Origin of the sequence: Bacillus sp. FJAT-42376 (assembly GCF_003816055.1) — a bacterium.
Classification (GTDB): domain Bacteria; phylum Bacillota; class Bacilli; order Bacillales; family Bacillaceae; genus Metabacillus_B.
This window is the reverse complement of sequence record NZ_CP033906.1, coordinates 1142122-1165069: the sequence shown is the minus strand read 5'-3', so window position 1 is coordinate 1165069 and position 22948 is coordinate 1142122. Positions and strand designations below refer to the sequence as shown.

Genomic DNA, 22948 nt, shown 5'->3' with positions numbered 1-22948 from the left:
GAGTCAGCAGGGGCTTTTTTATATTCGCTTCGCTTTTAGGAATTTATCGGGCCAGTACATACTCAATTGATAATGAATGACTTTGACCCCTTCGTTTGAAGTGAGGATGACCTGGCCTTTTCCCGGCAAGGTCATATCATGCCAATAGCGCCATTTCCCTAACTCCCGGTGCTTAAATTGGCTGGTCATTTTCTTTATTTTTACTGAAATGCGGATAGAAGGGAATCCCCCGGTTCAAGCACCGGAGCCTCTGCTTTCAGGTCATCTGCATACTTGATTCCCTGCCCTGTATTCAGAAGGACCACCTTGTCCGTTTCCTTGATCCATTGTTCCTCCCGAAGCTTTTTGGCGGCTGCGAATACAGCTGCTCCCTCAGGACAGATGAACAATCCTTCTTTTGACGCAATATCAAGCTGGGCGGTTTGAATGGCTTCCTCCGAAATGGAAACGGCACAGCCTTTTGTCTTATAGATCGCATCGAGGACAAGGAAATCACCGATGGCTTTCGGAACATTGATTCCAAAGGCCCCGGTTTTAGAATCCTTCCAAAATTCGGATTCGGTTTTCCCCTCTTCCCAGGCCTTCACAATCGGCGCGCAGCCTTCCGCCTGAACCGCTACGAGTCTCGGCAGTTTATCAGGAGCGATCCAGCCAAGCTTCTGGAGTTCCATAAGTGCTTTATAAATTCCAATCAACCCGACCCCTCCGCCTGTCGGATAGAGAATGACGTCCGGCACCTCCCATCCGAACTGCTCGGCAATTTCTAGACCCATTGTTTTTTTGCCTTCAATCCGATATGGCTCTTTCAGCGTGGATGCATCGTAATATCCTTTCTTTTCAACGAGCTCCGCCACCATTTTCCCTGCATCGCTGATCAGTCCATTCACAAGCCACAGGTTGGCTCCGGATGCAGCGCATTCTTTGCGTGTCGTGATCGGGGCATCCACCGGCATCACGACATTGGCTTCCAGTCCGGCTCGTGCAGCATAGAGGGACCATGCAGCCCCGGCGTTCCCGTTCGTCGGCATGGCGAATTTTTTCACTCCGAGCTCTTTGGCTTTTGATAGACCGACAGCTGCTCCCCTCGCTTTAAATGAACCGGTTGGAATCAAGCCTTCATCCTTCATAAATAGCTGTTTAATGCCATACTGCGCGCCTATTTCAGGAACCGGCAGAATCGGAGTGCCCCCTTCCCCCATCGTTACGGCATTGCTTTCTTCACGAACCGGCAAAAGCTCGTGATATCTCCAAAGACTGCTTGCGCGGGATGCCAGGCTTTCTTTTGTCCAAACCTTTTTCAGTTCCTCGTAATCGTATTCAACAAGCAGCGGCGAACCGCATGTGCACAGCTGCTGGACTTGATCCGGATCATAGCTGCTGCCGCATTTCGGGCATACAAGCTGTGTCATATAACTGTAAAGCATGAAAAATTCCTCCCTGTGAATGATGGTTTTCCGCTGATGCCCAAATCCTGCATACAATCCCCGCTGGATATGGGATAAAAAAAGCCCATCCCTAATAAACTAGAGATGGGCCTTCAGTTTGTCTGATCAGCAATCTTGTCCTTATCTTATCACAGAATATTTTTCTTATGAATGGGGCACACATTGGTTTACTTGGTATTTTAGGGTATGATGGAAAATGATGATTAAAGGAGGCGATTTTTTATGGAAAAAAATCCGGCAGGCTTTTGGATACGCCTTGGGGCGAATCTTATTGACGGAGTGCTATTTGCAATTATAGGATATTTACTTACTCTCCTGGTTGGCGAAACAATTGGACAGAATACGACAAGCGGGATTCAATTCTTTTACGGGCTTCTGCTGCCGATTTTCTGGTATGGCTATACGGTCGGCAAAAGGGCTGTGAAGGTTCGGATTGTCAAAGTGAACGGGCAGGGTGTCACGTTCTGGACGATGATCAAACGGACGGTGATCAGCGGCATTCTTTACGGTCTTCCGGCCATTATCGGAGCTGTCATTGCTCTATCTCTTTCATGGTCTGAATTTATCGAAATCATGAGCAATCCGCTGGAAACAGCCCCTGAACCAAGCAACTCCCTCATCGCAGCATTTGCCGTTCTATTCGGGGGCATGCTGCTATCCTTGATCGTGCTTGCAGCGAGCGCCATCATGATGGGCGTAAGGGAAGACAAACGATCCATTCACGATCTGATTGCCGGAACATATGTGACACGGAACTTACCGAATGAACCGGTCCAGACCGAATGGAACGAAGCAAAAGAAATATGAAACCGGAAAAACAGGTGACTCACTCACCTGTTTTTTTCTGCGGTCGTACAGCCATGCTGCTTTCCAGCTTTTGATCGAATGAAAGAACCGGATGATGCATCCTGACAATTCCGAAAAATTCGTCAAGAAACTCTTCAAGGATGGCTAAACCGTATGAAGGATGTTCCAGAAAAACCTGCTCGAGCCGCTCTGCCGCATCTGCCGGCTTTACAGCCATCTCATCCAGTGATTTTCTTTGCCATTTAAAAGCGGGATGATGGACATAGCTTTCATTTAACGCGAAGAGAATCGCCATCACCTTTTTCTGAACGGTAACAAACACTTCATGGAGCATGAGCCAATCCTGTCTGTCTGCCAGCGCTTGACGATTCCGCCACCGGTTTCCAAAATCCAGATTTTCTTCCATCATTGCCTTTTTCAAACCCGCCGGATAGGGGGTAAGCCCGTTCTTCAGTTTTGAAAAAACTTCCTCTCCTTCAAGGCATATCCCGCTGCTGATGGAAGAAGCAAGGCACTGATGGTCAAGATTGGCCGAATGATTTACCGTGACTTCCCTAATGACCTTTTCCACCGTGGCAGTTAAGAAATGGCTGAGCTCCATCTTCACTCCGAATGCCATATAGGATTCGGACCACTCTTCGTCTTCATATGCATGATAATCGAGGATTTCCCCCTGAACGGCCTGAATTGGCTCCATGCGGTCTGCATCAGCCGGTTCTGACTTCCAAACGAGAAACAGCTCAATGTCCGAAAAACCGTCATTCCATCCGCGTGATACAGAACCGCCAATCCAGACAGACTCGACCTTCGGATTCTGCCGGTATACACGGGCCATGTTTTCTGCAATTTTCGCCGGCTCCACCCTATATTCCTCCGTGTTTGCGTTCCAGTTCCATCACGTATTTATACCGGTCGCCTCTATAAATCGTTTTCGTATACTCAACCGCTGTGTGGTCCGGAGTAAAGCTGGTCCTCTGAATCTTGAGAACCGGTGCCCCTTCATCAAGCTTTAGCGCGTCGGCCGCTTTTTTCCCTGCCTCGGCTGCTTCCAGTTCTTGCTTTCCATACTGGATCGGAAGTCCGCACTGATTTTCAATGTAATCATAGATAGATCCCTCTGCATGCTTTTTTGTCATGTCCGGAAAAAGACGGACGGGCATATAAAGGGTCTCATAGGCGATTGCCTCTCCGTCCGCGAGACGGATCCGTTTCACTTTGTATATCTCTTCATCTTGATCGAGCCCAAGTTCCTTCGCCGCCTGCTTGGAAGAGGAAGTCTGCTCGAAGCTCAGCACTTTCGTTTCCGGCTTCTTTCCCTGTTCCGCCATTTGCTCGGTAAAGCTCGTAATTCCTGTGAGCTCCTGATTCAGCTTGGCAGCGGAGACAAATGTCCCCCGGCCTCTCTTCCGTTCCAAAATTCCTTCATTGACCAGATTGCTGATTGCCTGGCGTACCGTCATTCGGCTAATGGAGTATTGCTCGCAGAACTGGCGCTCAGATGGGATGGCATCCCCGCTTTTCCACTCGCCCGAATGGATTTTTTCTTTAATGTTTTCTTCCACCTGATAGTAAATTGGGACCGGGGAATCTTTTTTGATCATGAAGCTGAATCTCCTTCCCGGATTCCGGAGAGCGCTTCCGCATCTGCAATAATGGTGACATCGGGATGATTTTTTAATACGGATGCAGGAAATTCTTCCGTGACCTCTCCGTACCAAAGCCTTTCGATCGCTGCCGCCTTTTTGACACCGGAAGCAAGAAGAACAATTTTGCGGCTTTTCATAATTGTGTTGATTCCCATGGTAACCGCTTTTTCTGGAACATCGTTCATCGTTTCAAAATACCGGGCATTCGCTTTTCGCGTTGAGTCCGTCAGCTGGACAAGATGAGTGGGGATATCAAAAGATGTGCCGGGCTCATTAAATCCAATGTGGCCGTTTTCTCCAATGCCGAGCAGCTGCAGATCCACTCCGCCCGCTTCTTCAATCATCCGCTCATACCGTCCGCATTCTCTGACTGGATCTTCGGCTGTTCCGTCGGGAATGTGGTTATGATTCGGTGCAAAGTCCGTATAATGGAACAGCTGCTTCTGCATATAGCTGAAATAACTGTTAGGGTCCTCTTTTTTCATTCCGAAATACTCATCCAAATTGAACGAGACGGCCTCTGAAAATGAAATGCGTCCTTCTTTATAAAGCTGGATCAGTTCATAGTAAACCCCTTTAACGGTTCCGCCGGTAGCAAGTCCAAGAACAGGGTCCCGTTTTGCATCCATTTGATCCAAAAAAATATGCGAAGCTTTCTGGCTCATATCCCGGTAATTTTCCGTTTTAATCAGTTTCATTGGAATCCTCCTTTTGATAAGCAACTTCTCCGGCACTAATCGTAAGAACAACTTCCCCATCCTTTGACAGGGCTGTGAGATCGGCATCCTTCCCTGCTCTGATGCTTCCTTTCCGGTCATACACATTAAGCTGTTTTGCCGGATTGGCAGAAGCCATCTGGATGATGTCTTTTGTGGAACAGCCTGTAAAACGCTTCATATTGCGGACCGCCTCGTTCATCTTCAGGACGCTGCCTGCAAGGGACCCGTTAGAAAGCTCCGCTCTGCCGTCCTTCACATGCACATCTTGTCCTCCAAGATCATAGACACCATTTTCAAGTCCTTTAGCCCTCATAGAGTCTGTAATGAGAATCATCCCGTCTGCACCTTTGATCTGATAAGCCAGTCTGATCATTTCAGGAGCAACATGTACTCCATCTGCAATGATTTCGCATTTTATACGGGGATCAAGCAAGGCGAATCCTGCCGTTCCCGCTTCCCGGTGATGGAGCCCTCTCATTCCATTGAAAAGATGGGTGGCCTGAATGACTCCGTGTTCCGCCGCTTTTTCCCCTTCATGGAAAAGAGCATCCGAATGCCCGATGGAAGGAATGACGCCTGTCTCCGCTAAGTGCTGCGCAAGCTTAAGGCCGCCTTCCAGCTCAGGAGCCATCGTCATCATTTTAATTCCGTTCCCTGCTTTTTCCTGCCATTCCTGAAAAAGCTCGATATCCGGCTTCAGGAAATGACCCGGAAGCTGCGCACCGGCCCGCTTCGGAGAAAGAAAGGGCCCTTCTACATGAATACCGAGCACTTCCGCTCCTGAAGCCGGTCTAGACATAAAGACATCCAGATTCGAAAGGGCTTTTTCAATTGAAGAAACATCCGACGTCATAGTAGTTGGAAGAAAACTTGTCGTCCCTTCCTGAACAAGCTGCCGGGCCATCGTTTTAAGTGCCTCTTCTTGTGCATCCATCACATCCGCACCGCCTGCTCCATGGATGTGCATGTCGATCATTCCGGGGATCAGCTCGATGTTTTCTGTCAGCCTGATCTCTTGACATCCCTCAGGAATAGTTAACGCTTCCATCATTCCCGTCTCTTTCACTTTTCCATCTTGTATAAGGACGTAGCCAGGTATAAAAGTTCCCGTTTCTGCATAAACGGCTGCTTGAGTAATCGCAATCATGTTTACAGGCACTCCTTTTTTCTGATTCTAAACAAACTTTACCATCTATAAGGCTAGTTGTCTATACCAGTAATATGTCTATTTTTGTCATCATTCTTTTCTCTTCCTCGCTACTCTATCCATTCAGGGCTGTATCTATTTTTTGAACGTTTTTCTTATGTAGCAATGATGTTCCGCACCATTCTACAAATTCCGCAAATCTGTGAATAAGTTATACACACCCCTGTTGATATTGTGGAAAAACGTGTGGGTGACTAGGAGGATAAAGCCCACCTATCCACAATATTGCATGTAATGACCTACCAATTGTGTGGATAACGTTGATAACTCTTGAATTATTCTATATTGTGCGAATTTTGTGTGGATAACCATTTTGTCGAATCTTCGGAACGTTGTTTTTCCAGAAACATAAACTAGCTATATAGAGAGATGGAGAGTGAGAGAGTGAAATATCCTATACAGCGTTCCTACATTCGGACCGGGAATTCCCGCTCCGGAGCTAAAATAGGGACCGTTCTGTTCATTGTCAGCCATGACACTGGGAATCCTGGGACAAGTGCGGCTCAGAACCGCGAATATTTTAACAATCAGCAGCCATCCGCTTCCGCCCACACGTTTATCGACGATAAGACCATTTTAGAAATCATTCCGCTTGATGAAAAAGCCTACCATGTCCAATACGGCATTACGGAAGACAACCGCCGCTTTGGGGAAGATGCCAACGATGCAGCCATCGGAGTTGAATTTTGCTTTGGCGGCAGCATTAATTTCCAGAAGGCATTCGACCGTTATGTTTGGTATCACGCGTACCTGTGCGACCGGTTCGGATTGAATCCGGATAAACACATCATCGGCCACTACACGCTTGATCCATCAAGACGGACCGATCCGCTGAATGCTTTCCAGCGCTACGGTGTATCATGGGCGCAGTTTATAAGCAGCGTCAAACGGTCACTGGCCAATGACTTTGGCAAGCCCCCCGCTTCTTCACCCCCTGCAGAAAGCCTGCCGGTGAGAAAAGGCGATACAGGAGATTTGGTGAAAGACGTTCAAAGAAAATTGATGGCTTCCGGATACCGCCTCTCAGCAGACGGAATTTTCGGAGCAGATACGGAAGCAGCGGTCATTGCTTTTCAAAAGAAAAACAAACTCACCGCTGATGGCATTGTCGGCAGTCAGACCTATGCTGCACTAAACCGGGTCAAGCCGCCATCCGCCAGCTATCCCCTGCCAGCCGGAGTCTACAGAGAAGGTTCAACCGGAGAGCCTGTTAAGCAAATTCAGCGGGCCCTGCAAAAGCTTGGAGTTTACACCGGTTCCATTGACGGACAATACGGACCGCAGACAACCGCTGCCGTCCGCCGCTTCCAAGCCCGTTATTCGGCCCTTGCTGATGATGGAGTATATGGACCAACTACACGAACTTACATGCTGAATGCATTGAAATAGGAAGAGGATGCCTTTTTTTGGGGCATCCTTTTCATTTGAAAACGGAAGGCTGGATGGCGGGATTTAGGGGGGGGGCGCACTTGGAACCGGGTGGGGGCACGGGATTTAGAGGGGCGGCGGGGACCTAGGTATATTACGGACTTTGTCGGCGGCCAGACTGGGAGAGCGGCCAGCGAAGCTTAGCGTATCATGTCGAAAAATCGATATATTGAAAAAATCGCCGATATATTGAAAAATTAGTCGATATATTGGAAAAATCGCCGATATATCGAAAAAATCGCCGATATCTCTCAGGCCGCCTAACCTAACTAGTTTGGACAGCTCCCCTCTATCCATAAAAACCTCTCCAACTTCAAAAAACACGCACCCATCCTTCTCTATTTGCCAGTAAGCCGGTCGTTTTATCCGCTGTCAGCGGATTGCGGGCTATTCACTCCGTTTTTAATACATTCTTTTTCTGTAGCTTTCTTCCAAAGCAGCCGCCACGCCTACAGCATCAAGTCCTGCGCTTTTTGCATGCTCTGCCAATATTTCGTTTGCTTTAGGCAGTTCTTCTGCAGCATGCCATTCCGTATGGTTCCAGAGGTGTGACCGCTTCATTGCTTTTCCGCAATGGATGAAGCACTCCCCGACTTCAACCGCGATCCCTGCAATCGGTGTTTTTCCTTTGGCCTTCATTTGCTCCAGAATATCCGGGTCCTTTATAATAGAAGCTTTCCCGGTAATTCTCAGCGTTTCATCCAAACCGGGTATGATACATAACAGGCTTGCATGATGATTTTCCAATAGATTGCGAATGGAGTCCAGGCGCTTGTTTCCCGGCCGCTCCGGTATGACCAGCTGCTTTTCGTTCAATACGAGAATAAAACCTGGATGGTCGCCTCTTGGTGAAACATCACATTCTCCATCGGCATTAGACGTACCGATTACTACAAATGGAGAAAGTGATAGAAAGTTTATACAGTGAGCGTCCAGATAGGGAATGACTTTGTTTGCAGCAAGCTTACCCGGTTTCCCCCAAATCTCTTCCAGCTGATCTGCTGATTTAATTACATTTTGAAATGGTTTCATCGCTTCTTCTCCTCTATTGTCTTTTTTGAAAAAAGCTCTCCCTATAAAGGAAGAGCCTTGTCGTTGCTTTTTTCTCCAGTCAGCATCCGGACTGCTTCGTCGAATTCGTTTTCCATGTCCTGGGAAGGCTTGGCTGTGAGCAGGCTCGTGACCGCAATAGCAGCGGCGCACACAATGAAGCCCGGTATAATTTCGTAAACTTCCTTAAAGAATGGGAGCGGGATTTGTTCCCATATAATTACCGTAAGGGTTCCGCCAATCATTCCGGCAAGGGCTCCCCATTTCGTCATGCGTTTCCAGTACAGGCTCAGCAGGACAACTGGTCCGAACGCCGCTCCGAATCCGGCCCATGCGTACCCGACCAAATTCAGGATTGTTTTACTCGGATTTAAGGCCATGACGAGCGCGATTAAGGCTATGCCTAGAACAGCGAGCCTGCCGACAAGTACGAGCTCTTTATCCGAAGCGTTTTTCCGGAAAAACGCTTTATAGAAATCCTCCGTAATGGCACTGGAGGTGACGAGAAGCTGGGACGCAATCGTACTCATAACCGCCGCCAGAATCGCGGCCAGAAGGAAGCCGGTAATCAGAGACGGAAATAATACGTCGGACAGGACGATAAAGACCGTCTCTTCATTCGGAAGTTTCATATTTTCGATGCTGAAATAAGCAATTCCGACAAGTCCTGTAAACATCGCACCGACAATCGAGAAGATCATCCACCCCATCCCGATTCTTCTCGCACTCTTCATTTCTTTCACCGAGGTAATCGCCATAAAACGGACGATAATATGAGGCTGGCCGAAATAGCCGAGACCCCAGGCAAGCAAAGAAATGATCCCGATGAAGGAAGTGCCTTTGAATGCTTCCAAAAGCGTTGGGTCGATGGAGCGGATTTCACTGAAGGTTTCCGTCCAGCCTCCAATATTGGCAATGGTTACAATTGGAACGAGAATAAGAGCAATAAACATAATGGTACCCTGCACAAAATCTGTCCAGCTGACCGCAAGAAACCCGCCAAAAAGTGTATACAGGATCACAACACTTGCCGTCAGCCAGATTCCCCACCGGTAATCAAGATGAAAGGCCGATTTAAACAGTTCTCCTCCTGCCACCATTCCCGAGGATGTATAGAAGGTAAAAAAGATTAAGATGACAAGCGCTGAGGTCACTCTCAAAATCCGGGAGTGATCTTTAAACCGGTTATCAAAATAATCCGGAATCGTAATCGAATTGTTGGCCACTTCCGTATATGTACGCAATCTCGGCGCGACAAACAGCCAGTTCAGCCAGGCTCCTGCCGTTAATCCCACAACAATCCATCCGGCACTTAATCCGGATACAAACATAGCTCCGGGCAGCCCCATTAAAAGCCAGCCGCTCATGTCCGATGCACCTGCACTGAGTGCCGTTACAGCCGGCCCCAGATTTCTTCCGCCAAGCATGTAGTCATTTAAATTTGCTGTGCGCCGGTAAGCCAAATAACCGATCAGCAGCATGCCCGCCATATAAATCCCGATTGATAAAACGACTCCACTATCCATAGGCATCCCCTTTCATAAAAGCGCTTTCAATATTTATACAAAATTAAGAATACCAATATATTAATAGAATGTTAAGAACTATTTTCCATATAAACCAGCTGACCGATTGGATCATCTCTTACATAATAATAGCATTGAATACAGTTCTATTCATTTTGGTATGTAAGACTAAAGTTGCAAGTACATTCCATCTATTTCTGGATTTATATTCAAAGGTTATTATTTACAATTAGGATAAGTCCTAATTAACCAAAGGAGTTAGATAACTGATGAAGAACCTTGAACTATTTGAGACCCACGTTTATACCCTTCATTTAATGAATTCAATAGAGTTTTATCGAAAATTAGAATTGGAAGTAGCATATATCATTAAAGAGCGCGGAGTTGCTTTCTTTTGGATAGGTGACCCTGCGAAAAAAAAGCAGATGTTAGGAGTATGGGAGGTACCTAAAGTAAAGTTTAGAAAATCTCACTTTGCTTTTCATGTTAATTTAGAAGAACTGCTAAACGCCCCCACTTTTCTAAGCAAACAAGGAATAGAGTTGTCACCTGATTTCGGTCTTGACACTAGTGAACCAATTGTCCACTCATGGATGCCATCTGCAAGCTACTACTTTGAGGATCCTGACGGAAATTCATTAGAATACATATCAGCACTTGAAGGTGAACCTATACCCGAATTGGGAGCTGTACATTTGAGTACATGGAGGGAAATTCAAAAAAAGGCAGGATACAATTGTTAAAACACTTAAAACAAGCCAGAAATAAATAGGGGAACAAAGTGAAGGCAACATCCAAAATCCATTTATTCTCATTTTTCCATCCTATCCGTTCGAAATCGTATTATAATGAAACTAATACGTTCCTGCTATAAGGAGGCAGCATGAAAAAACTGATTGTCATGAACCTGATCGGTGCAGCCGCAGGAGGTTTTGGCACCTATTTTTTACTCGATTATTTCCAAGTCGATCTTTCCTTGAATACTTTGTTCTGGCTGTGCGTTTATTTTTGGTTCGGCCACTATCTTTCTGTTTTTTTCCATGAACTTGGCCATTTAGCCGGAGGTGCTGCGAGAGGGATGACTTTTTACAGCATCCTTGTCGGACCGGTGCTCATAACGAAAGAACGGAGCAAGACTCGGGTCAAATGGGAAAAGCATGGCTTGAGCATTGGCGGGAGAGCTGCCATGTATCCTGATCTCACTGAGAGAAAGGCCTCTATTGAAAAGCAGCTTTACTGGCACATTTTAGGCGGTCCGCTTGCAAGCCTCATTACCGGTGCTGCCGCATTAATCGTGTCCCTTGTTTTGCACGAGGTATGGCTTTTCGTATTTGCTGTGATCAGCCTGCTTGCAGGTGTGACGAACCTCCTCATAACCGAGGCAAAAGATGCCATACCTGATGGAGCGGCTTTAAAAAACCTGCGAAATCCGCTGACAAAAGAGGTGTTTATCGCCGCTTATCTAATCGCCGGAAATGTACGGGAAGACTGGTCTGAGCTCCCGGCCGACATTGCCGAAAGGGCAAGAAAAGCGATTACCGGTTTCCCTGAAAACATGATGTCTCTTTCCATTGCGTCCGCACTCAGCCAATATGATATGAGCCGCGGAGCGCCGGGGGAAGCGGTTAAACTCCTTCGCATCTTTGTCATGCGTACCCCTGATAAGAAGAAAAGAAGCATCTTTTGGGAACAAACCTATGCGAACTACCTTCTCGCCTGTTACATGGCAGGCGAAACAGGTGTAGAATTATCAGCAATCGCAGATAATGTGCAAAAACGCGACCCTCTTGCCTATGAAAAAGCGCAGTTCGCAGCCGCGGCATTGACCGGAGATCACCTGAAAGCCGAAGCAGCCCTAAAAAAAGCCATCGCCTGCTCATCAAGCATGTATGCTCTATACGGAGACGGAGAAATGGAAAGGAAGCTTTTAAAGCGGGCGGACTGTGTGAGAAAATCGGTGACTGCCTAAAGACAGAAAGGCTTGGATGATCGGGCATCCAAGCCTTTTATTTTGTTTCTGAACAGACGATTTCACAGAGGAGTTCGCGGTTATCAGAAGAGACGTTCTCCGACAATCTTGCACCTGCGATAATAGGCGCCCATTGTAAAATTTCCTCTTTTGACAGAGCGCTTTTTTCACAATAAAGCTGTACATACCTTTCGGCCAGTTCGGTTGAATACTGCAAATACAAAAGATACGTTCGGTACACATCGGCACGCGGATCCCCTGCACTTGAATCGACCCAGTCAAGAATGGTCACTTTGCTGTCTCCCATTATCAAGTTAAACAAGTAAAAGTCTCCGTGGCACAGCTTTTTTTCAAATCGAATGGCATTCATTTTTCTGATCAGGGCTTCTCTTAGATGACCAGGCAAGGGGGCATCTTGAATTTGCCTGCTTAATTTTTCGCGCATCGGTTCAATAGAAGGCGCTTCAATCCTGTGTATCTCCTGTTGACTATCAACGGAAATCGACAGATACTCTTCAGCTTTGTCCATATTTCCTGATAAAAGATCACCGATTGTTCTGCCCTGAACCAACTCCATAATGATTGCCTGTCTCCCGTTTATCCTTACCACATCTTCTACTTTAGGAACAGGAAGGCCGCATGAATAGGCGAATCTTTGCTTGTCAGCTTCATGTAAAGACTCCGTCCCCTGGTAAGTTTCATGAAACAGTTTGATGACGCTGTTATTGCACAAGTAAAGCGATGCTGTATTTCCTTTTGCGATCTCAGTGTCTAAGTTCATTGACTCTCTCTTTTCAGCAAGCATTCCAGCATCTCTCCGATCCATCCCTCTCTTTGATGAACACCTGTATCCGTGTTCGTCATGACAATAGCTCCGGTCCCAAGCCGGGGATAAACAGCCGCCATGCACTGAAACCCTTTGCCCCAGCCAAACGATGAAATTTCCTGTCCGTTTACAAAAACCCCCAGCCCCGTCCACGGTGAACATCCCTGTGCACGAATCATTTCTTCCGCAAGCTCTTGGGAGATCCCCAATGTGCTTTTGCCATTCAAAGCATCGATCAATTCAGCTGCAAGCTTCCCGAGGTCGGACGCGCTCGACCATAAACCTGCAGCCGCCGGGTATGGATATACCGGATACTTGTCCGCTAAAACGCGGCTTTTTCGGTCATGGCCCGCTGCCGCATTAGCATCTGGCGCATGGAATGTACTGCGGTCCATTCCGAGCGGGTTCAGCACCTTTGATCTTACCAAATCCTCGTATGCTATACCTGTTACGTCCTCCATCAGCTGCTCAAGCACGCAGAATCCCGCATCAGAATAATGAAACTCCGTCCCGGGTTCATACTGGATCTGTACGGGCTGCGGGCAATAGCGCGTGATACCGTTCAGAATCTCACGAATGGAGGGGCTTGGCTGTGAATCATCCAATTCCATGAAACTCCCTTCAGGATCTTTTATCCCGGATTGGTGGCTTAAAAGCAGCCGGAGCGTCACTGGCTGTTCAAACCCATTCATAGGAATCTCCCAGGATTTCAGTCTCCTGTTCACCTCTTCATCCAGCGCTAGAATCTCTTCACTTACGAGTCTAATTGCAAGCATGGCCGCGGCAAATTTGCTGATGGAACAGGCGCTGAATACGGTATCGGCCGTAACGGTCTCCTCCTGCCCCCTTTCGAGCACCCCAAATCCTGCCTTCCGGCTGACCCGGCCATTCTCTAAAAGAGCCATGCCGGCACCTGCGATATGGTACTCCTTCATTTTTTCCCTTCCATAAAGATCATGCATGTTACCCTCTCCCTATCGAAGGAAATTTCAGCTTCAGCGTAAATTCATGCTCCTTGTATGTAAAATCGAGAAAGCCCCCATATTGTTTTACAATATCCGCGATTACTTTTGTCCCGAGGCCCTCCTGTCCCTTCGTGGAACGGCCCGATTTTTGGAAGAGGACATCCAGTATTTCGTTTGGCGGCTGGACGCTCGAATTCCGGCAAATAAGAATATAAACCCCGCTTCGTTTTTCAAAACGGACCGTCAGCGCTGGATCTTTCTTTCCCATGTGAATCCATTCTTCGCACGCCTCCATCGCGTTGGACAGCATGTTGCCAAGTAAACCAACCATGTCAAAGGGGGAAATCGGCAATGCAGAGATCGGCAAATCAAACTCATAGGTGATCTTGATTCCAAGACTGCCGGCACGCTGATATGCATCATGCAGGAGTCCCGCCGCCACCCCGTCCTCGCCTTTTATCGAGAAATTCGTCTCTTCATAAGTGCGGACAAGGCCGTTCATATACGCCTTCGCTTCGCTTTCTTGATTCTTTTCCATGAGATAATGGACAGCTGAAATATGCTTCAGATAGTCATGCCGCTGGCTCCGGATCACTCGAAAGGTTTCGTTCACCGACTTCTGTGCTTCAAGAAGCTGAGTCATTTTCCGGTCCGCTTCCCTTGCCTGTTTCCCCATTAAATAGCGGATAGATTCCAATCCGGCGAATACCAGGAAAAGCAGACAGCGAACCGGAAGAGGAGCCGGCCAAGCGCTGACCGCGATTAGAAGCTGAAGCCCAGTCAGCGCTCCATTCATAGAATTCGGTACATATCCAATCTTCCCGAACCACTGCTTAACCGATAAGTAAATCAAAACGGCCGCAGCAATGCCAGCCATCCATACAGGCAGGGCATCAGTCATTAAAATGAAAAAATAAACTCCGATTACAGGGATCGCTGCATACGTCATTCCTTTCATTCATCATCTCCGCCTTAAAAGTAATGCGATTGAAGAAAATCAATCTGCTCTTTCGTAATCATCGCTTTTTCATCAATTCCCTCAAAAGAAACCGTATAGGTCGTTTTTGTATAAATCGAAAAGTTCTTCACGAAATGAATGTTGATAATAAAGGAACGGTGAGAACGTATGAAATCCCGTTCTCTGAGCTCCCCTTCCAGTTCATTCAGCGTCTGGTACGTTTTGACCTGGCCGGACTTTGTATAAATGGTCGTCGACCGGCCTGTCCGCTCAATAAAGATAATCTCTTTCTTTTGAACAATATGTATCTCTGATTTTTGCTTTAAAAACAGTCTTCCCGCAATTTCAGAGGAATGGCTTTTTTCAATGTAGCGCTGAATCGATTTTTCCAGCCGGTCTTTCGTATACGGCTTCATGATGTAATCATGGACATTCAATTCAAACGCATGCACGGCATAGCCGCTTGTCGCTGTTACGAAAATAACCGCGATACTGAGGGCGTGGGTATGGATGATGTCGGCAAGCTCATAGCCGGAGAGCTCCGGCATTTCAATGTCGGCGATCAGCAGATCCACTTCTTCCCTTTTTACATACTCATACGCTTCTTCTGCAGATTGGGTCGCAAAAACAATCTTGATTTCATCCATATTTGACACAATGCCCTTCAGTTTATCCAGATCAATCATCCGGTCATCTACTAATCCTACTTTGATCATCGCTCTGCTCCTAGTAAACAAATTCCACCATTATTGTAACATTTAAGATTCCCTTTTTGACCCATTCGCGACAGGAAAAGGCGTTTTCGCGACAACTTCGCTGTAACCTCATTTATGCGCCTGTATGATTACGGTAGAAACCAGCAGAAAAGGAGACGAGAGAATGATACAGATAAACGAAGTGACAAAGCAATTTAAAGATCGAAAAACCTACGTAACGGCACTCAAGCACATTTCATTCGATGTAAAAAAGGGAGAAGTGGTCGGTCTGCTCGGTGAAAACGGTGCCGGCAAGACCACACTTCTCCGCTCAATCGCTACACTGATTACCCCGACGCACGGATCGATCAGCGTAGCCGGGTTTGATACCGTCCAGAATTCCTACGATGTCAAAAAACGGATTGGCGTTCTCTTCGGAGGGGAAACCGGTTTATACGACCGGCTGACCGCTAAAGAAAACCTTGAGTATTTTGCTTCTCTTTACGGGTTGAGCAAGCATGAAACAAAGGTACGGATTGATGAGCTCGCCGTGAGGTTCGGGATGAAAGATTACCTGGACCGCAAAGTCGGCGGCTTTTCAAAGGGGATGCGCCAGAAGGTTGCCATTGCTAGAACACTGATCCATGATCCGGACATCATCCTGTTTGATGAACCGACAACCGGGCTTGATATCACGTCGTCGAACATTTTCCGCCAGCTGATTCACCAGCTGAAGTCAAAGGGAAAGACCATTGTCTTCTCAAGCCACATTATGGAAGAGGTCCAGATGCTTTGCGATTCCGTTGTCATGGTTCATAAAGGGGAAGTCGTATACAAGGGGAACCTCGATCGCCTTTACCAAGAGGAAGCGAGCAAGGATTTGAACTATATATTCATGTCAAAATTAGTAAGGGGGAAAAGCCATGTTTCTTAACATTTATCTGAAGGAAATGAAGGATTCGCTCCGGGACCGGAGAACGCTGCTGATGGGAGTATTTATTCCAATACTGGTTCTGACAGGAATCACCCTGTTTTACGAAAACATCATGGCGGATTCAAAACAAACTTTTACCCTAGCTGTATCCTCAAGCATTGCTAACGATGAAGAACAGCTGGTGAGCGGATTAAAAAATGTGAACACAAAAAGCTTTACGGATCCTGAAAAAGCCGTAAGAGATGGGGATGCTCAGGCGGCCGTTACATTCGATAGCCAATTTGTGCAAAAAATTAACAGCGGGCAGCAGGCAAATGCCACTCTATATGGTGATTCCTTCAGCAAAAATTCGTCTGTATTGATGGAGATGATTGATGCACAGCTAACCGCATTTGAGGATGGGGTAGTCAAAAACCGCCTTCAGGCAGCGAATATTGATCCAATGGTCATTCAGCCTCTTGAAGTCAAAACGAAAGAAATGAACAGTGAGGATGACAGTGCTGCCGCCTTAAGTATTATCTCAAACTTCCTGCCAATGATTATCGCAATGGCCATCGTCTCAGGCGCTTACCCTGCTGCAACCGATTTATTTGCAGGCGAAAAAGACCGTAAAACGATGGAAGCCCTCCTGATTACGCCGGTAAGCCGGACAAAAATGCTTTTGGCTAAATGGCTGACTGTCTCGACCATTGCTGTTTTTTCCGGCTTTGCAGCAGTTGTCGTTGTCAGCTTAGAAATTATCTTTTTGACCGAAAAGTTGAAAGAGGCTCTCCAATTTGGAGATCATGTTTGGATTTTCATAGGAATCACACTGATGACATCCGTCATGTTCGCCCTCTTTATGTCATCCGTGCAAATGCTCGCGAGTCTAATCTCAAAATCGGTAAAAGAGGCCCAAAGCTATCAAACTCCGATTATGATGCTGCCTATCCTGCCGATCATTACCTTAACAAGCACGGGTGTAAATGAAACGGGCTTTCACCATTTCATCATTCCCGCAATCAATATGTTTGCTCTGATAAAAGAAATGCTCTACGGCATTATTAATGTCCAGAACATTCTTTTGACTGTCGGAAGTACCGCTTTGTTCATGGTCATCGTACTTGCCATTACGGTTTCTCTGTTTAAGAAGGACCAGTGGGTAATGGGGAAATAACGAAAAAAGCAGGCACATCCCAAAACGGATAGCCTGCTTTTTTCATTGCGTTTGAGACTCTTCTTCCCACTCTCTCAGCTTCTGATCCGATGGCAAAAACACCGTCAAAATCCCGATCACCGGGAGCACACTGCACAAAATCATCGTTGCATACAAGCCCCATACATCCGCAAGCATTCCGAGAAACGCAGACCCGATTGCCCCCATCCCGAAGGCTAAGCCCACAATAAGCCCTGAAACCGTTCCGATTTTACCGGGAATGAGCTCCTGCGCATATACAACCGTAACGGAAAAGCTCGAAAGAATAATGACACCGATTATAAAAAATAACGGGTACACCCATATCAGACTGACATGAGGGAGAATGAGCGCAAATGGAGCCGATCCGACCATCGAAAACAAAATGACATTCCGTTTGCCGAACCGGTCGGCAAGCGGTCCGCCGAGAAACGTTCCAATGACACCGGACGCAAGGAATAGAAAAATAAAATACTGGGCTTCTTTAATGGAGATTCCATAATCCTCAATCAAGTAAAACTGAAAATAGTTTGAGATTCCGGCAGAATACCAGGAACGGGCAAACACGAGAAAAACGAGCAGCGTAATCGCAAAGCCGACCTGCTTCGTTCTTTTGCGAGTCGCTGTTTTCACCGCAGCCTTTGTCGTTTTCGGAAACCGGATCAGCTGATTTGAGTACCATTTGGAGACAAACAGAAGCACCAAAACCGCTAAGGCCGCGACAAGCGTAAACCAAATCGAACCGAACTGCCCCAGCGGAATAAAAATCAGGATCGTCATAAGCGGGGCAAGCGACTGTCCAAAATTCCCGCCTACCTGGTAAATGGACTGGGCAAGCCCGCGCCTGCCTCCCGCTGCCATATACGCAACCCGTGACCCTTCCGGATGGAACGCCGCCGAGCCAAGCCCGATGAATATCACGGAAAGAAGCACAAATCCGAATCCCGGTGCAAAAGCCAGCCCAAGCATCCCGATCATCGACAGCCCCATACCAAACGGAAGCACATACGGCGCACTCTTTTTATCCGTCAGCCATCCCACAACGGGCTGCATAATGGATGATGTCATACTAAGCGCAAACCCAATCCACCCCAGCTGGCCATACGATAAATTCATACTCCTCTCCAAAATCGGAAACACAGCCGGAACCACCGACTGCATCGAATCATTCAGCAAATGAACAAACCCAATCGCAAAAAGGATCGGATACACCGTCGGATTAACCGACGGCCTTCTTTCAGCAGCTTGCATGTTGGTCTCTCCCCTTTATGTACGTAAGCTTTCCATTTTAGTCTACCACTTTTTGGGGGATGGTTGGGGGTGAGGTGATTTTTTGGGAGAAGGTGATTTCGTGTTCCCGGATATTGAGCGGTTGGGGCGCTCTTCCCGGACATTGTTCCCGGGCATTGAGCGGTTGGGCTGTTCTTCCCGGACATTGAGCGGTTGGGCTGTTCTTCCCGGACATTGTTCCCGGACATTGAGCGGTTGGGCTGTTCTTCCCGGACATTGAGCGGTTGGGCTGTTCTTCCCGGACATTGTTCCCGGACATTGAGCGGTTGGGGCGCTCTTCCCCGACATTGTTCCCGGGCATCGAGTGGTCGAGCTTCTCTTCCTGGACATTGTTCCCAGGCATCGAGCGGTCGGGCGCTCTTCCCGGACATTGTTCCCGGACATCGACCGGTTGGGGCGCTCTTCCCGGACATTGTTCCCGGACATCGACCGGTTGGGGCGCTCTTCCCGGACATTGTTCCCGGACATCAGCGGGTAGGCTGCTCTTCCCGGACATTGTTCCCGGACATCAGCGGGTGGGCTGCTCTTCCCGGACATTGTTCCCGGACATCGACGGTTGGGGCGCTCTTCCCGGACATTGTTCCCGGACATCAGCGGGTGGGCTGCTCTTCCCGGACATTGTTCCCGGGCATCGACCGGGTGTGCGCTCTTCCCGGACATTGTTCCCGGGCATCGACCGGTTTTTGGCGGCGGTGCCAGTCCCCACAAATTTTACCGTATTAAAGCTCCGGCACCTTCTCCGCCAGCCCTTGAGCCATAAGGAATCAGCGTTCGTTCCCTCTGTCCCCCGCTGCGGTGAAGCAAAACGGGACTGGCACCGTGCCAGTCCCCACAAATTTCACCGTACTAAAGCTCCGGCACCTTCTCCCCCAGCCCTTGAGCCATAAGGAGTCAGCGTCCGTTCCTTCTGTCCCCCGCTGCGGTGAAGCAGAACGGGACTGGCACCTCCACTTTCTTACCGTTTCCCGGCTATGCTAAGAAATGAAAAAACACCCTGAATCACTTCAGGGTAATCGTTTCTTCGTATTCTTTTTCATTTTCCAGCCAATGGATCTGTACTTGATAGCTATGATTCTCTTCAGGTGCATCTGCCAATACATTGATCGTTATGTACGATCTTCCGTTCCGGTCCTTCATCCACTCCTCGCGGCTGAAGCCTGAGTACTCATCGACATCCCCATTATCAATGAAGTTTACTTTCGTCAATTGATCGTCCGTGTTTTTGAGCTTTATGATTTTTGTTTCCCAGTAAACATCATTTTCATGGTATTCAGCCGCCCATTTTCCACTTTGAGACGTTCCTTGTAATGATGTCATCCTGAAAAAGGTTTGGTAGGTTAGGTAACCAATGAACGCTATGAAAAGAATAGCCAGCCCCGTAATCGTAAATTTTCTTGCCATGTGATCCTTCTCCAGTTTTTTTATTCATTATAATAGATAGCTTACACAAAGAGAGATATAATTTTTTTATCATATAAGAAAGAAGGAATTTTATGCACTTGCCGAATGGCATTACCGGTTTTACTCAGGCAGCGCCCCTTCCCGAAATCGGCAAAGCTCAGTTTAAACAAGTATGTTTTACTGCAGCACAAAAACATCGCCTGCAAATGGAGCTGTTTCTGGATTCCGAGTATCCCCTGAATTTCTATCATGTGAAAATGTACAGCCAAACCGTGCAAATCCATCTATTGCTTAATCACCATTATCCTTATCTTTCCTTTGCTTCTTCAGTGGAGTATGGCCGGATTTCGTTTGTGGACCCGCCTGAATGGGCCGAATCCTTCCGCCCTTTTTACACAATTTTAAGTAAGACAGAATTAAATGAGCGAGTAACGATAAGCGGAAATCAGCTTAAAAATGAAAACGAACTAGATGAAGCAGAGCTTAAAGAAATCGCTTTTTGGAAGCCGGAGAGAATCGGGGAGATTATTTTTAATGCTTGGGACTAACTTGAAGTGCCAGTCCCCGCAAATTTCACCGTACTAAAGCTCCGGCACCTTCCCCGCCAGCCCTTGAGCCATAAGGGTCCATCATTCGTTCTCTCTGTCCCCCGCTACGGTGAAGCAAAAAGGGACTGGCACCGTGCCAGTCCCCACAAATTTCACCGTACTAAAGCTCCGGCACCTTCCCCGCCAGCCCTTGAGCCATAAGGGTCCATCATTCGTTCCCTCTGTCCCCCGCTGCGGTGAAGCAGAACGGGACTGGCACCTGCTGTAGCTTGCACATCAAGCCGGACTGGCACTATAGCTCGCAAAGCAAACCAGACCGGCACCGTGCCCCTCTCCCCCAAAAGCCGAACTGGTACCGGACATAGCCGGACAGTCACCTCCACCCCACTCCTTCATCAGCTCATCAGTCCGAAAAAGTCTTCCAGCCGGTCGAGTGATTTTATATGCTGGCTGCATTGAAGGGAATCGCTGCAGATGTAATTCCCGCGCTTTACAAAGGTTCCCTGCGCCGTTCCTTTTACCTGGGTCATAAACAGGCCCACTTCTTGATGTCCGCCGCAGATGGTGCAGATGCTTTTTTTATGCAGGGGATTAAACGTGCCATGCAATCCTTTCAATTTCCCTTGATAAGGGGCAATCAGAAACATTTTATCTGAGCCTTTGTCTTTCCAGCTTAAATAGATGATTTCTTTTAAATCCACTTCATCAAGGGCAGGTGCCTTCAGCTTTTTCGCTTTAGGAAAAAGCTTTTTTATCTCAGGCTCCCCGACTTCCCTGAAAGGAATCACGTAAGATTTAATGGCGGCTGCATACAGCTCTGCATCTCCCCGGTCCTTTATGTCATAGACCGGCTCAAGCAGTCTTCTCTGCTCATCCGTCCACTTCGCTAAACGCAAAACCTGTTCCCTTGCCATCTCTTTAACGGCCTTCAATACACCTTGATGATTCGCTGTCGCGTGTCCGTTCACAATGGAATAGGCCTGCGACTTAATAAATTGATACTGATCCGTCCGAATAAATGGTTCCATTTCCACCGCCCCTTTCTGTCCTCTTTTATTGTAAACACAGGCTGTGTATTTTCGAAAGGGGAAACATGATTATGAATTATTTTCGGCATAAAAAGCACGGATCATGACGACCCGTGCTTTGAGGCTTTTTTATAGACAATTTTTTTTACCGTTTCCACTGATAAGTGGTGGTCAGATGCAAGCTGTGAAATGGTTTTTCCGCTTTTAAAAGCTTTTCTCATTTCTGCATTCCGCTCATCCACTGCTCTTCTTCCGCCTGAGCGGGATCCCCATTTTCCATAAGCCTCATTAGGCTTAGGAATGTAGATGGTCTCTCCCTGCACGTACTTCTGAATCTCAATCAGCAGACTTTCAGGCAGCACAGCGGCTGCTTTTACATGTTTCACTTCTGCCAGCTCCTTCTTCTGAATGTAAGAATGAAGGGCAAAGCCGGTTCCGCAGAAGTGACCCTAACTTTTAGGCGATTATTAACCATCACCCATGCAAAGGATCGCCTTCTGCTTACTCAGGCTCTGCATGGGAAGCTGACATGTATGGCAAAAGAGTGCTCACAGCCATAAGGACACCCCCTGAAAATTGTAAGTGCTTCACATTAAATCATACCTTATACCAAAGCTTTCTAAAAGCCTTTCCTCCCTGTTTGTGGTAATTTTTAGAAAAGTCCAATTCCGAGAGGAGAATGCCCATGACTAAATTATTTTATCCTGTAATCATTTGCCTGACGCTCCTGTTTGGCGGCTGCAGCTCTGTTCAAACACAGAAAAAAACAATGCCGGACACTGCGGCCATGAAAGACGAATTCACAAGAAGCTATCTGACTTCTTCCAAAGAAGTGGAAAAAGGATTTTATCGATTTAAATCAAAGACAGGCGGGTATACGATGCTATTCCCCGTTGATGCGGTGATATCGGATGGGTTTGGGAATGAAATTCATGGTGACTACTATGAAGCAATTATCTATGGTGCAGAGCGTGACGATGCCCCAATCATGGTCGACTCCACCTACGAAAATAAGAACATAACCAAAAATACGGAAGTAAATTTGGACCTATTATCTTCAACAATAGGATATGAGGGAAATTACCAGGAAATGAAAGACACGAAACTAGCCATCTATTTCGCTCAAAATTCATTTGATGTTCAAGACACCATTTCCTTTAACTATTTTGCTTATATAAAGTCCCAGCACAGTACCCAAGCCATCCAATTTATATATGGAGTAAGCTGTCAGAAGGCTGATAAGAAATGCTTATCTGCTACCCATACTTTTGAAACAACCGCTATGAAAATAATAAAATCGGTAAATTTTATTCACAAATAAAATACGGAGGG

The 22948-nt window shown here is 47.2% G+C and carries 24 protein-coding genes and 1 pseudogene; 9 read left to right on the top strand and 16 right to left on the bottom strand.

Annotated features, from left to right (window positions below; translation table 11 throughout):
* Positions 1-200 precede the first annotated feature (200 nt).
* Entirely contained in the window at positions 201-1424 is a 1224-nt protein-coding gene (locus CEF21_RS05840; protein WP_123914120.1) for a threonine synthase, read from the bottom strand.
* A gap of 243 nt (positions 1425-1667) precedes the next feature.
* Between CEF21_RS05840 and CEF21_RS05835 the strand changes: the two genes are divergently transcribed.
* Entirely contained in the window at positions 1668-2252 is a 585-nt protein-coding gene (locus tag CEF21_RS05835; RefSeq protein WP_123914118.1) for an RDD family protein, read from the top strand.
* Between the two features lie 19 nt (positions 2253-2271).
* Here CEF21_RS05835 and CEF21_RS05830 read toward each other — a convergent pair whose 3' ends face one another.
* Genes CEF21_RS05830 through nagA form a run of 4 tightly spaced genes read right to left on the bottom strand, consistent with a single transcriptional unit; the run spans position 2272 to position 5764 of the window.
* Complete coding sequence (locus CEF21_RS05830; protein ID WP_123914116.1) at positions 2272-3114, bottom strand: DUF4037 domain-containing protein; 843 nt, start codon at positions 3112-3114, stop codon at positions 2272-2274.
* 1 nt (position 3115) lies between these two features.
* Complete coding sequence (phnF, locus tag CEF21_RS05825; protein ID WP_123914114.1) at positions 3116-3853, bottom strand: phosphonate metabolism transcriptional regulator PhnF; 738 nt, start codon at positions 3851-3853, stop codon at positions 3116-3118.
* A complete protein-coding gene (nagB, locus tag CEF21_RS05820; RefSeq protein ID WP_123914112.1) occupies positions 3850-4596 on the bottom strand; it encodes a glucosamine-6-phosphate deaminase in 747 nt (248 codons plus the stop codon). The genes phnF and nagB overlap by 4 nt, the downstream gene beginning before the upstream one ends.
* Complete coding sequence (gene nagA, locus CEF21_RS05815) at positions 4583-5764, bottom strand: N-acetylglucosamine-6-phosphate deacetylase (protein WP_123914110.1); 1182 nt, start codon at positions 5762-5764, stop codon at positions 4583-4585. Before nagA ends, nagB begins: the two co-directional genes overlap by 14 nt.
* Positions 5765-6193: 429 nt before the next feature.
* Between nagA and CEF21_RS21535 the strand changes: the two are divergent.
* Positions 6194-6715, top strand: a pseudogene (locus CEF21_RS21535) (peptidoglycan recognition protein family protein); the annotation flags it as partial.
* Positions 6716-6775: 60 nt separating this feature from the next.
* The gene (locus CEF21_RS21530) at positions 6776-7213 is read left to right on the top strand and encodes a peptidoglycan-binding domain-containing protein (RefSeq protein WP_277423935.1); all 438 of its coding nucleotides are present in this window, start codon (positions 6776-6778) and stop codon (positions 7211-7213) included.
* A gap of 441 nt (positions 7214-7654) precedes the next feature.
* Here the strand turns inward: CEF21_RS21530 and CEF21_RS05805 are convergent, their stop codons facing one another.
* Both CEF21_RS05805 and putP read right to left on the bottom strand, forming a co-directional pair.
* On the bottom strand, positions 7655-8284 hold the full coding sequence (locus CEF21_RS05805) for an MSMEG_1061 family FMN-dependent PPOX-type flavoprotein (RefSeq protein ID WP_123914106.1): 630 nt from the start codon (positions 8282-8284) through the stop codon (positions 7655-7657).
* Between the two features lie 41 nt (positions 8285-8325).
* A complete protein-coding gene (gene putP, locus CEF21_RS05800; protein ID WP_123914104.1) occupies positions 8326-9828 on the bottom strand; it encodes a sodium/proline symporter PutP in 1503 nt (500 codons plus the stop codon).
* A gap of 269 nt (positions 9829-10097) precedes the next feature.
* Between putP and CEF21_RS05795 the strand changes: the two genes are divergently transcribed.
* Both CEF21_RS05795 and CEF21_RS05790 read left to right on the top strand, forming a co-directional pair.
* Positions 10098-10571: a VOC family protein gene (locus tag CEF21_RS05795; protein ID WP_123914102.1), complete on the top strand. Its 474-nt coding sequence runs from the start codon at positions 10098-10100 to the stop codon at positions 10569-10571.
* Between the two features lie 140 nt (positions 10572-10711).
* A complete protein-coding gene (locus CEF21_RS05790; protein WP_123914100.1) occupies positions 10712-11797 on the top strand; it encodes a site-2 protease family protein in 1086 nt (361 codons plus the stop codon).
* Positions 11798-11834: 37 nt separating this feature from the next.
* On the opposite strand, the gene CEF21_RS05785 is transcribed toward CEF21_RS05790, so the two are convergent.
* Genes CEF21_RS05785 through CEF21_RS05770 form a run of 4 tightly spaced genes read right to left on the bottom strand, consistent with a single transcriptional unit; the run spans position 11835 to position 15262 of the window.
* Positions 11835-12578: a phosphotransferase family protein gene (locus CEF21_RS05785; protein ID WP_123914098.1), complete on the bottom strand. Its 744-nt coding sequence runs from the start codon at positions 12576-12578 to the stop codon at positions 11835-11837.
* Complete coding sequence (locus CEF21_RS05780; protein ID WP_241156772.1) at positions 12575-13585, bottom strand: serine hydrolase domain-containing protein; 1011 nt, start codon at positions 13583-13585, stop codon at positions 12575-12577. Before CEF21_RS05780 ends, CEF21_RS05785 begins: the two co-directional genes overlap by 4 nt.
* A gap of 1 nt (position 13586) precedes the next feature.
* Complete coding sequence (locus tag CEF21_RS05775) at positions 13587-14546, bottom strand: sensor histidine kinase (RefSeq protein WP_123914096.1); 960 nt, start codon at positions 14544-14546, stop codon at positions 13587-13589.
* Between the two features lie 14 nt (positions 14547-14560).
* Positions 14561-15262: a LytR/AlgR family response regulator transcription factor gene (locus tag CEF21_RS05770; protein WP_123914094.1), complete on the bottom strand. Its 702-nt coding sequence runs from the start codon at positions 15260-15262 to the stop codon at positions 14561-14563.
* A 163-nt stretch (positions 15263-15425) separates the two neighbouring features.
* On the opposite strand from CEF21_RS05770, the gene CEF21_RS05765 reads away from it, so the two are divergent.
* On the top strand, positions 15426-16175 hold the full coding sequence (locus CEF21_RS05765; protein ID WP_123914092.1) for an ATP-binding cassette domain-containing protein: 750 nt from the start codon (positions 15426-15428) through the stop codon (positions 16173-16175).
* Positions 16165-17331 (top strand): ABC transporter permease, encoded by a 1167-nt coding sequence (locus CEF21_RS05760; protein ID WP_123914090.1) that lies wholly within the window; start codon positions 16165-16167, stop codon positions 17329-17331. The genes CEF21_RS05765 and CEF21_RS05760 overlap by 11 nt, the downstream gene beginning before the upstream one ends.
* A gap of 42 nt (positions 17332-17373) precedes the next feature.
* On the opposite strand, the gene CEF21_RS05755 is transcribed toward CEF21_RS05760, so the two are convergent.
* From CEF21_RS05755 to CEF21_RS05745, 3 genes are all read right to left on the bottom strand, one after another.
* Positions 17374-18600: an MFS transporter gene (locus tag CEF21_RS05755; protein WP_123914088.1), complete on the bottom strand. Its 1227-nt coding sequence runs from the start codon at positions 18598-18600 to the stop codon at positions 17374-17376.
* 37 nt (positions 18601-18637) lie between these two features.
* Positions 18638-19135, bottom strand: coding sequence for a hypothetical protein (locus CEF21_RS05750; RefSeq protein WP_123914086.1), 498 nt, complete (start codon positions 19133-19135; stop codon positions 18638-18640).
* Positions 19136-19638: 503 nt separating this feature from the next.
* Entirely contained in the window at positions 19639-20040 is a 402-nt protein-coding gene (locus CEF21_RS05745; RefSeq protein ID WP_123914084.1) for a hypothetical protein, read from the bottom strand.
* A 92-nt stretch (positions 20041-20132) separates the two neighbouring features.
* Here CEF21_RS05745 and CEF21_RS05740 point away from each other — a divergent pair, with 92 nt between their 5' ends.
* Positions 20133-20588, top strand: a complete 456-nt coding sequence (locus CEF21_RS05740) for a hypothetical protein (RefSeq protein WP_123914082.1) — start codon at positions 20133-20135, stop codon at positions 20586-20588.
* 395 nt (positions 20589-20983) lie between these two features.
* Here CEF21_RS05740 and CEF21_RS05735 read toward each other — a convergent pair whose 3' ends face one another.
* Positions 20984-21616, bottom strand: coding sequence for a FusB/FusC family EF-G-binding protein (locus tag CEF21_RS05735; RefSeq protein ID WP_123914080.1), 633 nt, complete (start codon positions 21614-21616; stop codon positions 20984-20986).
* 101 nt (positions 21617-21717) lie between these two features.
* Positions 21718-22002 (bottom strand): CD3324 family protein, encoded by a 285-nt coding sequence (locus CEF21_RS05730; RefSeq protein ID WP_123914078.1) that lies wholly within the window; start codon positions 22000-22002, stop codon positions 21718-21720.
* A 299-nt stretch (positions 22003-22301) separates the two neighbouring features.
* Here CEF21_RS05730 and CEF21_RS05725 point away from each other — a divergent pair, with 299 nt between their 5' ends.
* A complete protein-coding gene (locus tag CEF21_RS05725; protein WP_123914076.1) occupies positions 22302-22937 on the top strand; it encodes a hypothetical protein in 636 nt (211 codons plus the stop codon).
* Positions 22938-22948: the final 11 nt, after the last annotated feature.